The sequence below is a fragment of the Christiangramia oceanisediminis genome (genome assembly GCF_022570735.2).
GTDB lineage: Bacteria > Bacteroidota > Bacteroidia > Flavobacteriales > Flavobacteriaceae > Christiangramia > Christiangramia oceanisediminis.
This window is the reverse complement of the sequence record NZ_JANCNS010000003.1, coordinates 296,283-309,759: the sequence shown is the minus strand read 5'-3', so window position 1 is coordinate 309,759 and position 13,477 is coordinate 296,283. Positions and strand designations below refer to the sequence as shown.

Sequence of the window (13,477 nt, the reverse complement as noted above, 5' to 3'; positions counted from 1 at the left end):
TATTAAAGGTCGGCAACTGAATTATTGGTCAGGAACAGCGCGTTTACGAAGAACAGTTTTCCGTTCTGCCAGAAAGCCCTGAACAATGGATTATCTACCATATAGATCACGCTTCCCTGCCCCATAGGCACTTCGCCAAAAACCAGCGAATTATTGAGGTTTTTCACCGCTTCGCTTCCTGCGAAACCAGAAACTACTTCTGGTTCTTTGATATAAGCAACATTATATCCGTTTTCCAGGAAGGAATAACTGTCACTGCTCAATTTCAGTGTAAAATATTCATCATCATAGCCGAAGCCCATTGGATGCGTGTTATCAACCTGGGTGCGAATGATGCTCCCGGTGATAAGATTTTTGATGCTTTCGCGTTCACGCTCGGCATAAGGAACCAGGTTAGTTTTGGTGGCGGTACTGTCTTTTTCGGCTTTTTTATTCTCTTCGATCCCAAATCCTTCCTTGCCGGCAAGGCTGCCAACCGCATTTCCAATCGGGATCAGTTTTCCACCGTTTTTAACCCATTCAGTGATCTTTTTCGTGGTTTCTTCTGTAAGAAAACCTGAATACCAGCCCGAAGGCATGATGATGGTGTTGAATTCGCTAAGGTCGATTCGGTTGAAATAATCGGTGTCCAGCGGTACAACCGGATAATTCAATTCCTGCTCAAAAAAGTACCAAACCTCACCAAAACTAAGCGATGAAACCTCATCGCCTCTAAGAACGCCAATTTTACTTTTATTGATGATCTTAATGCTGGAAGAGCCAAAATCAGGCCCGCTTCCCGCAAAACTGGTATTTGCTGTGGTAAGCTGTCTTTCGTATTCCTTGGCGATCTCGATGACCTTTTGGTCAAAATCACTCATTTGCCTGTTGTCGCTTTTGGTGATCACCAGGCTGCCTCTTTCGAATTCCTGATCATTGCTTTCGAACGGAACTTCACTGAATCGAACCTTGATATCGTTCTTTAGGAGTGCAGCAAGGAATTCAGCATCCTGCATACTGTTCCATTTGGAGATATAACCGGCTCCCGATGGATTGGCCACATTTTGAATACTGGAATTTAATGCTTCTCCTGAAGCTTCGATAAGTCTTTTGCTGCCAATTCCGTTGAGGCCATAAGCATACGGAAGGCTCCAGGCGGTGATATCATAAGTGAGGGAATCTGAAAGTTTTGTTTTGGGTTCGAATAAGACCTTCACCATTTTGCCTTTTGGCTGGTTGGTAGAAACCACCAGCGTATTTTGATCGGTAGTTAATGTACCATCTCCATTATCCTTAAAACTGTGGCCGCTAATTCGGTTGTTATTATTTGAATAGGCATACCTGATTTCGTGCCTGTCTAATAATTCAGTTAAGGCGCGAAGGCGGTCTGGATTGCCCTGCAGGGCGTAACTGCGATAATTAAAATCACCGTCCTTAAAGTAATTTTTAAATTCATTATTCAGCTCGGCGATATTGTTGGCCGCAACTTCTACGGTCGAGATTCCGGTGGTGAAATGATGTTCAACACGGTCTTTAAGGGTGAGTACATAACCTTCGTCGGTTTGAATTCCCAGCCCAGCTCTCCCATGACCGGCCTGCTCGTAGGTCATCCCGATCGCTCCCATATAAGTTGGATAGGTATCGCCATAACTTGGATACAGAAGGTCAAATCGTTCTCCCGTGAAGTACAGCCAGCCTTCCTTATCGAAATATCTGGCGTGATTTTTCCCAATGCGGGTCTGGAAATCGCGCTGGAATGGAGAGATCACTTCGTGAAAAGGTTCCGCAGCCGGCGCGAAATAATAAGGTTCATTGATTCCCTGCTCATGAAAATCCACATGAATGTGTGGAAGCCACTGGTTGTAGATCTTCAGCCGCTGGCGGGTTTCAACCTGTGTAGCCCAGGCCCAGTCGCGGTTCAGGTCAAAAAGATAGTGATTTGGTCTTCCACCCGGCCATGGCTCATGATGTTCTGCAGCTTCCTGAAGTGTTGAATATGGTTCGGCCTTCACCTGGTTATACCAGTTGGCATACCGGTCACGGCCATCAGGGTTGATACATGGATCAATAATGACCACAGTATTTTGAAGCCAGTCGGTTTTTTCAGTGATCAGATGATAAAGTGTCTTCATGGATGCTTCGGTACTCGAGGCTTCATTTCCATGAACATTATAACTCAGCCATACGATGGCAACTTCAGAATTTCCCGAACCGTCGCCTATTCCGGCATTTTTTAAATGATTTTTCCTGATCTGTTCCAGGTTGTTCAGGTTAGTTTCAGAAGATATTACCGCATAGGTCAGTGGCCGACGTTCATTGGTCTTTCCGTAGGTATGGTATTCCACCATGCTGGAATTTTCAGCAACATGATTGAAATAATCCACCACATCGGCATGGCGGGAAAACTGGGAGCCCAGTTCGTAACCCAGGAATTCTGAAGGGGTTTGTAAATTTTGAGAAACTAGTAGCTGTAAACTGAAAAAGAATACACTTAGGGAGCTGAAGATATATTTCATTTAAACTAATATTTTTTAAAAGCCGAGTAAAGATAGTACCTAGCCCGGAATTAACTAAAATTTAGTTAATAAAATCCCTATCTTCGATATCTTTGCAAACTCAAGAAAAGCTTATGCCAACCGATTGTATTTCGTATCCCGAAACCAATTATTTCACAAATCTTATCCTGGATTATCTTTCGCAGAAAAAGAAACTGAAAGAACTTTATGGTCATTTTCCTGAGCTTCAGAATTTTGAAAAACAAATTGCTGAAAAAGAATCCTCATTTGATCACGCGATTCGTAAGGACCTGGTAAAGGTGCTGAAAAAGCAATATTCCGGCATTGAAACTTCAGATAAAACACAGGATAATATCAGGCTATTAGGTGAGAAGAATAGTTTCACCGTGGTAACCGGGCATCAATTGAACCTGTTTACCGGCCCTCTGTATTTCCTTTATAAGATCGTTTCAACGATCAATCTCACCGAGAAATTAAAGCAAAAATATCCCGATCAGCATTTCGTTCCCATTTACTGGATGGCTACCGAGGATCATGATTTTGAGGAGATCAATTTTTTTAATCTCAACGGAAAAAAGTTCAAATGGAATAACGCCGATCCGCGTGCCGGAAAAACAGCCGTTGGTTATTTGTCAACGGAAGGCCTGGACGAGGTTTTCCAGTTATTTTCTGCCGAGATCGGTGATGGTGAGAACGGCAAATTCCTGAAAACACTTTTCCGAAAGGGTTACCTGGAACATGACAATCTAAGCGATGCTACCCGGTATATAGCCGATAAGCTGTTCGGGGAATATGGGCTGGTGATCGTGGATGGCGAGGATGCCGACCTGAAAAAGCATTTTATTCCTTACGCCAAAAACGAATTGCTTGAGAAACGATCTTTTGAAAAAACAACTTCGGCAGTTGAGAAACTGAACGAGCTGGGTTACAATGTGCAGGTAAACCCTCGGGAGATCAACCTGTTCTATTTGAATGAGGAGATCAGGGAGCGGATCATCGAAAAGGAAGGAAAGTTCTTTGTAAACGAAACGGAAATAAGCTGGACCAGGGATGAATTGCTGAAGGAACTCGAGGAACATCCGGAACGATTCAGCCCCAATGTCATGCTGAGACCGCTTTACGAAGAAGTGATTCTTCCAAACCTGTGCTATATAGGTGGAGGCGGGGAGCTTGCTTACTGGCTTGAGCTGAAGGATTATTTCGAAGCTGAAAATGTGACATTTCCCATGCTGTTATTGCGGAATTCAGCTTTACTGCAAAGCGGTAAACAGAGTGGGAAGAGAAAAAGACTCAATATCTCAATTCCTGAACTATTCCTGAAGCAACATGAACTGATCAATAGAAAAGTCAGAAAAATATCAAATATCGACATCGATTTCTCTCCGCAAAAGCAACACCTGGTAGACCAATTTCAGCATCTATATGATCTTGCAGAACAAACAGATAAATCTTTTATCGGCGCTGTAAAGGCCCAGGAAGTAAAACAGCTGAAAGGTCTCGACAATCTTGAAAAGCGTCTTTTAAAAGCTCAAAAACGTAAATTAAAAGATGAGGTGGAGCGTATCGCCGAGCTTCAGAATGGTTTGTTCCCTAACAAAAGTCTTCAGGAAAGACAAACCAATTTCTCCGAATTCTACGTTGAATACGGGCCGGAATTGATCGAAGAATTAATGAATAACCTGGATCCACTGGAGTCTAATTTTAAAATAATCACCTTTGGAAAAGAATAGAATGCATACCATAGATATGGACCTGGTAGAAATGACGCTGGACGTCATGAAGTATACCATAGACCGTATCTCGAATGTCACCCCAGAACTGGGATCTCCCAGGAAAGAAGAGGAATTACTGCGAATCGTAGGAGAGACGATCACTCCCGAGGGAATAGGAGGGGAGAACGCTTTTCAGTTATTTAGAGATGTGCTGGTTAAGGCAACGGTTCCTATCGATCATCCACGACACTTGGCTTTTGTACCGGCAGCTCCTACACGGGCCGCGATCATGTTCGATTTGGTGACTTCGGCTTCCAGTATACATGGTGCTTACTGGATGGAAGGTGCTGGAGGAATATTCTGCGAGAACCAGGCTATGAAATGGCTGGTTTCGCTTACGAAATTACCGGAAACCGCCTTTGGGGTGTTCACAAGTGGTGGTACGGCTGCCAACCTTTCTGCGCTCGTTGCCGCACGTCAAGTCTGGCGGGAAAAGGATAGCTCCATGGAAAAGGAGCGCGCCCTGTTGTTGACCTCAAATGGTGCTCATAGCTCCATAAAATCCATGGCGAAGGTGATGGATGCCGATGTAGGCATGGTGGAAAGTGATGAAGAATTCCTTTCTGGTGAAGCCCTTCGATCGGCTATCGATAATTTGAACGAGAAGGACCGCAAAAGATTGTTCGCGGTAGTGGCTACCGGAGGAACTACCAATGCCGGGATCATCGATGATCTAAAAGGAGTTGCCGAAATCTGTGAAAAGGAAGAGATATGGTTGCACGTAGATTGTGCTTATGGCGGAGGTGCGCTTGCAGCGAATTCGGTAAGGCATCTATTCGACGGAATTGAAAAAGCTGATAGTATTACTATCGACCCTCATAAATGGCTTTTCTCGCCCTATGATTGCGGAGCGGTGATCTATAAGGATCTCGAACTGGCAAAAAATGCCCACTCTCAAAAAGGGGCTTACCTGGAAATTTTCAAGGATGAAGGTGCGCAAGGCTTCAATCCTGCCGATTACCAGATACAGCTTACCAGGAGACTAAGAGGGCTTCCACTTTGGTTTTCACTGGCTATGCATGGAACCAATAAATACAGGGAAGCCATCGAAAGAGGGATCGAACTGGCGAATATTGCAGCTAAAAAGGTTCAGGAACATGAGAGCCTGGAACTGGTTCGTCCGGCAAGTCTTTCGGTATTGCTGTTCAAAAGAAAGGGGTGGAAAGCTGAAGATTATCGCGACTGGACCTATAAGAATCACAGGGAAGGATTTGCACTGGTAACGCCATCTTCGTGGAAGGGAGAAAGCGTCATCAGGTTCTGCTTTATCAATCCCGATACTACTGAAAAGGATATCGATGATATCCTGGCAACCCTGGATTAGAGAATCAACGATGCAGTATTCGAGCAAACTGCCTTTTTTGTGAGCCCTGGTACAGGTTCGCTCCTGTTTTTAGAATCCGCGAACTATAATTACTCCATATCAGGCCATTTTTGAATGAGGACTTTGAATTCGTATATTTGGGTATAACCCGCTAAGGATCGGGTATTTAACTAACCAATTATACTTATTATGAAAAAAGTGATCTTATTGCTGGCCGTTCTGGTCTATGGAGTTAACATGAATGCCCAATCTGCAAAGAGCAGCATCGAGGCGAATTCTAAAGCCATGCAGGAAGCCATGGAAAATGGGGATGCGGAGAAATTTGGAAGTTTTTTTGCTGAAGATGCCATATTCAAACCTTCCGGGCATGAAGTCATTAAAGGTCGTCAAGGGATAGTTTCAGCCCATAAACCTATGGCCGATTCGGATATGAAGCTGGAGATCAAGACTGATGAGGTCCTGGACTTCGGAGATTACGCACATGAGATGGGAAGTTATAAAGTACATTCGCCCGATGGGCAGGTCGTGGAGCATGGCACTTATTCCACACTCTGGAAAAAGAGCAGCGCAGGATGGAAGATCTACCGGGATGTGGTAAGTTCAGCAGTGAATCCAGGTTAATGCCATTTTTCATAAAAACTTCAGCCCTGGTGACCACTCCAGGGCTTATAATTCAGAAATTAAAAATCCCCGGTAGACCGAGGATTTTTTTTTGTAGGGCAAAAACAAGGCGTTTTTTAAATCAGAATGAGAGTCATAATACCAACAAGTAGAATGATAATAGCATAAAGAGTTAAATTCTCCCAGGTTCTGTCCGGGTTCAGAAGATATTGGGACTCTTCCAGCCTTTCCTCTTCTGATTGGGTTGAGGTAGTATTCATAATATTAGATTTTAAGGACAGTCTAAATTTATCCTCTAGTTTCTAAATAAAATATCAAGGAATAAGAATTGTATACTAAATATTCAGGCTTACTGTTAAATAAATAGCAAAAAGTTAAGAGAATGCAGTGTATTTCACATAAAACGAATAATTTCCCTGCCTGAAAGGAGGCTGAAAACCGAAATTAAAAGCCTGCTTATTATTTTATTTTTGTCCCAAATTCCTATTTTTGCGCATGCAAAACAACGTACTCATCCTAGACTTTGGCTCGCAGTACACACAGCTTATCGCGCGAAGAGTTAGAGAGCTGAATATTTACTGCGAGATCTATCCTTATCACAAAATTCCGGAAGACCTTTCAGGTTTTAAAGCGGTTATACTTTCAGGAAGTCCCTTCTCGGTTCGCGCTGAGGATGCTCCACACCCCGACCTATCCCAAATTAGAGGAAAATTGCCAGTTCTGGCCGTTTGTTACGGTGCTCAGTATTTAGCACATTTTAATGGCGGAAAAGTAGAGCCATCCGGAACCCGCGAATACGGTAGAGCGAATCTTACTGTAATTAAGGATGCCGAAATGTTATTCGACGAGATCAAGGAAAATTCGCAGGTGTGGATGAGCCATAGTGATACTATTATGGAGTTGCCTGAAAATGGAGTGCGCCTTGCCAGTACCACCGATGTGCTAAATGCCGCATACCGAATTGAAGGTGAAGATACCTATGCGATCCAATTTCATCCGGAAGTCTATCATTCTACCGATGGAAAGCAATTATTGGAGAATTTTTTGGTAAAGATCGCCGGAACCGAGCAGTCCTGGACGCCTGGTGCATTTGTTGATCTTACGGTTTCTGAGTTAAAGGAAAAGATTGGTGATGACAAAGTGGTTCTTGGTCTAAGTGGAGGCGTGGATTCTACGGTTGCCGCCGTATTACTACACAAGGCTATCGGCAAAAACCTGTATTGTATTTTCGTGAATAATGGTTTATTGAGAAAGAACGAATTTGAAAGCGTCCTGGACCAATACAAACATATGGGGCTTAATGTGAAGGGAGTTGATGCTTCAGACCGATTCCTGGATGCACTTAAAGGTCTTAGTGATCCTGAGGCCAAAAGAAAAGCGATCGGAAACACCTTTATCGAGGTTTTCGACGATGAGGCTCACGAAATTACCGATGTGACCTACCTTGCCCAGGGAACCATTTATCCAGATGTGATCGAATCGGTTTCTGTGAATGGTCCTTCTGTAACCATCAAGTCTCACCATAATGTTGGTGGACTTCCCGATTTCATGAAACTAAAAGTTGTGGAACCGTTGAGAATGCTCTTTAAAGACGAGGTTCGAAGAGTTGGAAAAGAATTAGGGATCGATAAGGAATTATTAGGAAGACATCCATTTCCTGGCCCGGGTCTTGCTATAAGGATACTTGGAGATATCACCGCTGAAAAGGTGCGAATCCTTCAGGAAGTAGATCATATTTTTATCCAGGGATTAAGAGACTGGATGTTGTATGATAAGGTATGGCAGGCTGGAGCTATCCTGTTGCCGGTGCAAAGCGTTGGTGTAATGGGAGATGAGCGAACTTATGAGCAGGTAGTGGCGCTAAGAGCGGTAGAATCTACCGACGGTATGACCGCAGACTGGGTAAATTTACCGTATGAGTTCCTTCAGAAGACCTCTAACACAATAATCAACCGGGTGAAGGGCGTTAATAGAGTGGTATATGATATTAGTTCCAAACCGCCAGCTACCATCGAATGGGAATAGCAGAATAGAACTTAACCTAAAAACTCAAGAATGAAGTACTTATTATTGATATGCTTTCTTTTCCAGATCTCTGCGATCTCGGCAAATGCACAGGCCTATAAATACCATACTGTAAAGAAGGGCGAGACCGTTTTCAGCATCTCGCAGGCCTATGATATAGAAGAGGAAGATATCTATAAGTATAATCCCGACGCCAAAAGTGGAATAGGAGTGAACGAAAAACTGGTGATCCCTATACAGGAAGGCCAGAATTCGAACGCTTCAGCAGGAGTGAAATTTCGTGAACATAAAGTTCAGAAAAAAGAGACCTTATATAGTCTGTCTAAACAATACGAGGTTAGCATAGATGATATCAAGCGATACAATAAGCATTTATATGCGGAAGAACTGGAATCTGGAGAAACCATAAGGGTTCCCGTTTCTGGAACAATACCGGTAAACAAGCCGGTAGCCTCTCAAACCAGTCAGTCAAAACCGAAAAGTCCGCAGGATCTTTCCAGGACCAGGGAACATATTGTGCTTCCAAAGGAAACCAAATTCGGGATTGCCCGAAAATATGGAATGACCCTGGAGGAGCTTAATGAGCTTAACCCGAAGGTAGACGTGATACAGCCTGGAATGATGATACGCGTGGGTACCAATGTCCTTGAGGATGAACCCGTGATCATTACCGATGAGCGCTTGAGATTTTACGAGGTGAAGCCACAGGAAACCCTTTTTAGTCTTTCACAACGATTTGGCGTTAGCCAGGATTCGCTGAAAAGACTAAACCCTGCCCTGGAAGATGGTCTGAAATATGGAATGATCCTGAAAGTGCCGGAAAAGGAAAATCCAGATTTTAACGAAGAAGACTATGCTTTTGCTGAAGGAGCGGCCGATATTAAAGTGGATCTGGAAAATTCCCTGAGCAATTTTAGCACCAAGGAGATCGCTGTAATGCTGCCTTTACACCTGGATAAGATCGAACAGGATTCGCTGGAAAGCTATCGAAATATAGTCCTTGATGAGCGCGTGGTACGAATTTCTCTTGATTTTTATACCGGAGTTCTTATGGCAGTTGAAGAAGCAAAATCTCTTGGGATTTCTACCAACCTGAAGGTGTTCGATACCAAAAGACAGGCTTCAGAAGTGGCCAATATCATCAGCGCGAATAATTTTAGCAATACAGATGCGGTTATTGGACCCCTACTCCAGGAAACGGCAGAAGCTGCGGCTTCCAGGCTCGAAAACCGGAACATCCCGGTTGTGAGTCCGTTATCGAATCGTGAGATGAGAGGCTACCAAAACCTGTTACAGGCCAGGCCAACCGATGAAGTTCTTAGAAAGGCCATGATGGACTATATAGTTCGAAATTCTTCCGGGAAGAACGTGATCGTTATTGCCGACGGGACAAATTTCAGGGTGAAGTCTGAACTAGGAAATAGGTTGCCTTCAGCAAGATTCGTGAACCCGGTGGATAAAGTTGTTAAGGAAGCTCAGTTAAAGAATGCGCTGATGCCAGGAGCCAACTGGGTGATCCTGGAATCAGATAACATCAGTGTTCTAAGCAGTGCTACTTCTCTTCTGAACAGGCTCGCCAGGGAGCATGATATTACCCTTTTAACAACGAATAAAAACAGTACCTACGAAGACGATAATATTTCGAATATGCACCTGGGCCGATTGAAATTTCATTATCCATCGGTGGACAAGGAATATGATACTACCACCTCGCAGGAATTTATCGATTCTTACAAAGCGCGTTTTGGTAATGAACCAAACCAGTTTGCGGTTCGGGGTTATGATCTAAGTATGGATATCCTACTCAGGCTTGCCAGCGCCGAAAATTTGATGGAATCCTTTCAGCGTTATCCCGGGTACACCGAGTATTATGAAAGCAAGTTCCATTATTTACCAAATCCAGACGGCGGATTTATGAACGACGCGATCTATATCTTAAAGTTCAATGAAGATCTAACCATTAGCAAGGCCAATGACTTCTAAAGTTGTATATCTCGGAGATCTAAGAACCGAATCGGTTCACCTACAAAGCGGTTCAAAAATGATCACTGATGCGCCGGTTGATAACCATGGAAAAGGGGAGGCTTTTTCTCCAACCGATACGGTGGCGAACGCTCTGGCTACCTGTATGCTTACCGTAATGGGGATAAAAGCGAGAGACCTTGGTGTAGAATTAAATGGTACTTCTGCAAAGGTTTTGAAAACCATGGCGGCAGATCCAAGAAGGATCTCACAGATCGATATTGAGATAAATTTTTCTGCCTCCTTCGGAGAAAAGAACAATAAGATACTCGAGAATACCGCCAGAAACTGTCCTGTACTTCACAGTTTGCATCCCGACATTCAAAAGAACATTTCCTTTAGCTATTCATGAAAATCACCGCTTTTGTCTTCTTATTTTTTCTAAACCTGTTCGCGCAGGCACAGGAAAAGGACGAACGTATTTTCTGGACTGAAGACAGACCATTGACCTGGGCTGATTTTAGAGCAGAACCTGAAGCAGATCATGATTTTTCGGCCAATACCAATTCAGGGATCAGTCTTGGCTGGAATTACAGCACCGCTTCCGGAAAGCCCGTTTTCGAATATGAAGTAAAGGCCTACTTTGACCCGAATCGATCCTGGGTGCAGGATGATATTGATGAATCAGATGAGTTGCTGGCCCATGAACAGGCGCATTTCGATATTTCAGAAATTCATGCGCGAAAATTCCGGAAAGCCCTTAGCGAATATGAAATTGGAAGAAACATCAGGCAGGACATGAAGCGGTTAACCAATAAATTCGAGGCCGATCGAAAGGCCATGCAGCAAGCCTTTGACAGGGAAACCAATCATAGCGAAAACGCCGGGGCCGAAAAGCGCTGGCTCCAATTCATTAAAGCTGAACTTGATAGTCTGGAAAAATTCAAAAGTTAGTAATTCTGAACTTCCTTTCGGGCTTTTTCAAAATCTGAAATCATTTCCTTTACGATCTGGGCGGCCGGTTTGATCTCATTTATAAGTCCTGAAATCTGGCCTATTTCCAATTCCCCTTCCTCCAGATCACCTTCAAACATTCCCTTTTTCGCACGAGCTCTGCCCAGTAATTCTTTAAGATCTTCCTTGCTGGGTGATTTTGTATAAAGATCCTGAACCTGTTCGAAGAATTTGTTTTTTAACAATCGCACCGGTGCTAATTCCTTAAGGGTTAACACTGTATCGCCTTCCTGGGCATTCACGACCATTTCCTTGAAATTCTGATGGGAAGACGCTTCGGGAGTGGCAACAAACCTGCTTCCAACCTGGACCGCGTCGGCGCCGAGCACCATAGCTGCCAGCATTCCTTGCCCGGAACCAATTCCACCTGCAGCAATTAACGGAATTTCTATCTTTTCCCGGACCATTGGAATGAGCGTAAATGTGGTTGTTTCATCCCGCCCGTTATGACCTCCGGCTTCAAATCCTTCGGCAACCACTGCATCCACACCTGCTTCCTGGGATTTTAATGCGAACTTTACACTGCTAACAACATGCACTACTTTTATTCCATTTTCCTGGAGTTTTGAAGTCCAGGTTTTCGGATTTCCGGCCGATGTGAAAACAATTTCCACTTTTTCTTCGATAATGATCTGTATGATCTCTTCGATCTGCGGATATAACATGGGCACATTTACCCCGAAAGGTTTATCGGTAGCTTTTTTACACTTCTGGATGTGTTCCCTTAAAACTTCGGGATACATAGACCCTGACCCAATGATACCCAGGCCTCCTGCATTGGAAACCGCGCTTGCCAGTTTCCATCCGCTGGCCCAGATCATTCCGGCCTGGATGAGAGGATATTCTATATCAAAAAGTTTGGTGATTCTATTGTTTTCGAACATGATCTAATTATAGATTAAAGTGATCTTCTAATTCAGTTCAAACTTAACAATATAAATTCCGCCGGAAAAGCCGGAAATCTGATTTTAAATCGAAATTTTAGGTATTAAACAAGAATTAGGAGATCACCCCTGAGCCCAGCAATTCATCGTCTTTATACCAGGCAACGAACTGGCCCTCGGTGATGGAGGCCTGCTCCTGCTCGAAAACCACATACATGCCGTGCGCAGTTTGATGTAAGGTTGCTTCCTGAAGCGGTTGACGATACCTGATGCGAGCCTTTAGTTTCATTTCATCGCCTTCTGAAAGTTCAAGATCCTTTCGTACCCAGTGGATTTCATCCGGGGCTATAAATAAAGCCTTGCGATACATTCCAGGGTGATCCTTTCCCTGCCCCGTATAGATCACATTGTCTTCCACATTGGTATCTATCACGAACAATGGTTCAGGTGTTCCGCCAACGGCGAGCCCTTTTCGCTGACCTTTGGTAAAGTAATGTGCACCCTGATGTTTTCCTACTACTTTCCCGTCTTCAGGCTGATATTCGAATTTCCTGGATAGGTATTTCAGTTTTTCCAGCTTGGAATCAAAATTCGGTATTTCTTCCTGGTAGGCCGAAATGGAAGCAGGTACCTCTACGATCACTCCTTCTTTCGGCTTTAATTTTTGCTGAAGAAAATCGGGCAGCCTTACCTTTCCAATAAAACAAAGTCCCTGGGAATCCTTCTTTTCAGCTGTAACGAGATTTTGCTCTGCGGCGATCTGTCTAACCTCAGACTTCTGTAATTCACCAATGGGAAACAGGGTCTTAGCAAGCTGCTCCTGTGTAAGCTGGCAAAGAAAATAAGACTGGTCCTTATTATTATCTTTTCCGGCCAGTAGTCGGTAGACTGTCCTGCCGTTTTCTTCAAATTCATCTTTCCGGCAATAATGCCCGGTAGCGACATAATCTGCACCAAGGGAAAGAGCGATCTTCATGAAAACATCGAATTTGATCTCCCGGTTACAAAGTACATCTGGATTTGGAGTGCGGCCACGTTCATATTCATTGAACATATAATCAACGATACGTTCTTTGTATTCCGCGCTTAGGTCTACGGTCTGGAAGGGAATTCCGAGTTTATCGGCAACCATCATAGCGTCGTTGCTGTCGTCCAGCCAGGGACATTCATCTGAAATGGTTACCGAGTCATCATGCCAGTTCTTCATAAAAAGACCTATAACCTCATAACCCTGCTCCTTTAAAAGGTATGCAGTAACACTTGAATCTACTCCGCCAGAAAGACCTACAACAACTTTTTTCATTCTTTGTAATTTGGATTTACCGATAAGGAAGTCGGTTAAAACGGAGCAAAATTACGAAATAAAAAAAGGTGGCGAAA

10 protein-coding genes and 1 pseudogene are annotated in these 13,477 nt (G+C 43.7%); 7 read left to right on the top strand and 4 right to left on the bottom strand.

Annotation, left to right across the window (positions count from 1 at the left end; genetic code table 11):
• Window positions 1-2 precede the first annotated feature (2 nt).
• Window positions 3-2,495: a M14 family metallopeptidase gene (locus MKO06_RS14085; protein WP_241552704.1), complete on the bottom strand. Its 2,493-nt coding sequence runs from the start codon at window positions 2,493-2,495 to the stop codon at window positions 3-5.
• 113 nt (window positions 2,496-2,608) lie between these two features.
• Here MKO06_RS14085 and bshC point away from each other — a divergent pair, with 113 nt between their 5' ends.
• The 3 genes from bshC (at window position 2,609) to MKO06_RS14070 (ending at window position 6,212) form a co-directional block, all read left to right on the top strand.
• The gene (bshC, locus tag MKO06_RS14080) at window positions 2,609-4,225 is read left to right on the top strand and encodes a bacillithiol biosynthesis cysteine-adding enzyme BshC (protein ID WP_241552703.1); all 1,617 of its coding nucleotides are present in this window, start codon (window positions 2,609-2,611) and stop codon (window positions 4,223-4,225) included.
• A gap of 1 nt (window position 4,226) precedes the next feature.
• The gene (locus MKO06_RS14075; protein ID WP_241552873.1) at window positions 4,227-5,591 is read left to right on the top strand and encodes a pyridoxal phosphate-dependent decarboxylase family protein; all 1,365 of its coding nucleotides are present in this window, start codon (window positions 4,227-4,229) and stop codon (window positions 5,589-5,591) included.
• Between the two features lie 189 nt (window positions 5,592-5,780).
• The gene (locus MKO06_RS14070) at window positions 5,781-6,212 is read left to right on the top strand and encodes a YybH family protein (RefSeq protein WP_241552702.1); all 432 of its coding nucleotides are present in this window, start codon (window positions 5,781-5,783) and stop codon (window positions 6,210-6,212) included.
• A 116-nt stretch (window positions 6,213-6,328) separates the two neighbouring features.
• Here MKO06_RS14070 and MKO06_RS14065 read toward each other — a convergent pair whose 3' ends face one another.
• Window positions 6,329-6,472 (bottom strand): hypothetical protein, encoded by a 144-nt coding sequence (locus MKO06_RS14065; protein ID WP_241552701.1) that lies wholly within the window; start codon window positions 6,470-6,472, stop codon window positions 6,329-6,331.
• A gap of 235 nt (window positions 6,473-6,707) precedes the next feature.
• Between MKO06_RS14065 and guaA the strand changes: the two genes are divergently transcribed.
• From guaA to MKO06_RS14045, 4 genes are read left to right on the top strand one after another with little or no spacing between them, the layout of a single operon-like run.
• The gene (guaA, locus tag MKO06_RS14060; protein WP_241552700.1) at window positions 6,708-8,237 is read left to right on the top strand and encodes a glutamine-hydrolyzing GMP synthase; all 1,530 of its coding nucleotides are present in this window, start codon (window positions 6,708-6,710) and stop codon (window positions 8,235-8,237) included.
• Between the two features lie 30 nt (window positions 8,238-8,267).
• Window positions 8,268-10,220, top strand: a complete 1,953-nt coding sequence (locus MKO06_RS14055; RefSeq protein WP_241552699.1) for a LysM peptidoglycan-binding domain-containing protein — start codon at window positions 8,268-8,270, stop codon at window positions 10,218-10,220.
• Entirely contained in the window at window positions 10,210-10,611 is a 402-nt protein-coding gene (locus MKO06_RS14050) for an OsmC family protein (RefSeq protein WP_241552698.1), read from the top strand. The genes MKO06_RS14055 and MKO06_RS14050 overlap by 11 nt, the downstream gene beginning before the upstream one ends.
• Window positions 10,608-11,153, top strand: a complete 546-nt coding sequence (locus MKO06_RS14045) for a DUF922 domain-containing protein (protein WP_241552697.1) — start codon at window positions 10,608-10,610, stop codon at window positions 11,151-11,153. Before MKO06_RS14050 ends, MKO06_RS14045 begins: the two co-directional genes overlap by 4 nt.
• On the opposite strand, the gene MKO06_RS14040 is transcribed toward MKO06_RS14045, so the two are convergent.
• The gene (locus tag MKO06_RS14040; protein WP_241552696.1) at window positions 11,150-12,097 is read right to left on the bottom strand and encodes an NAD(P)H-dependent flavin oxidoreductase; all 948 of its coding nucleotides are present in this window, start codon (window positions 12,095-12,097) and stop codon (window positions 11,150-11,152) included. The two genes, MKO06_RS14045 and MKO06_RS14040, sit on opposite strands and share 4 nt — an antisense overlap.
• A gap of 115 nt (window positions 12,098-12,212) precedes the next feature.
• Window positions 12,213-13,430: pseudogene (mnmA, locus tag MKO06_RS14035) on the bottom strand (tRNA 2-thiouridine(34) synthase MnmA); the annotation flags it as partial.
• Window positions 13,431-13,477: the final 47 nt, after the last annotated feature.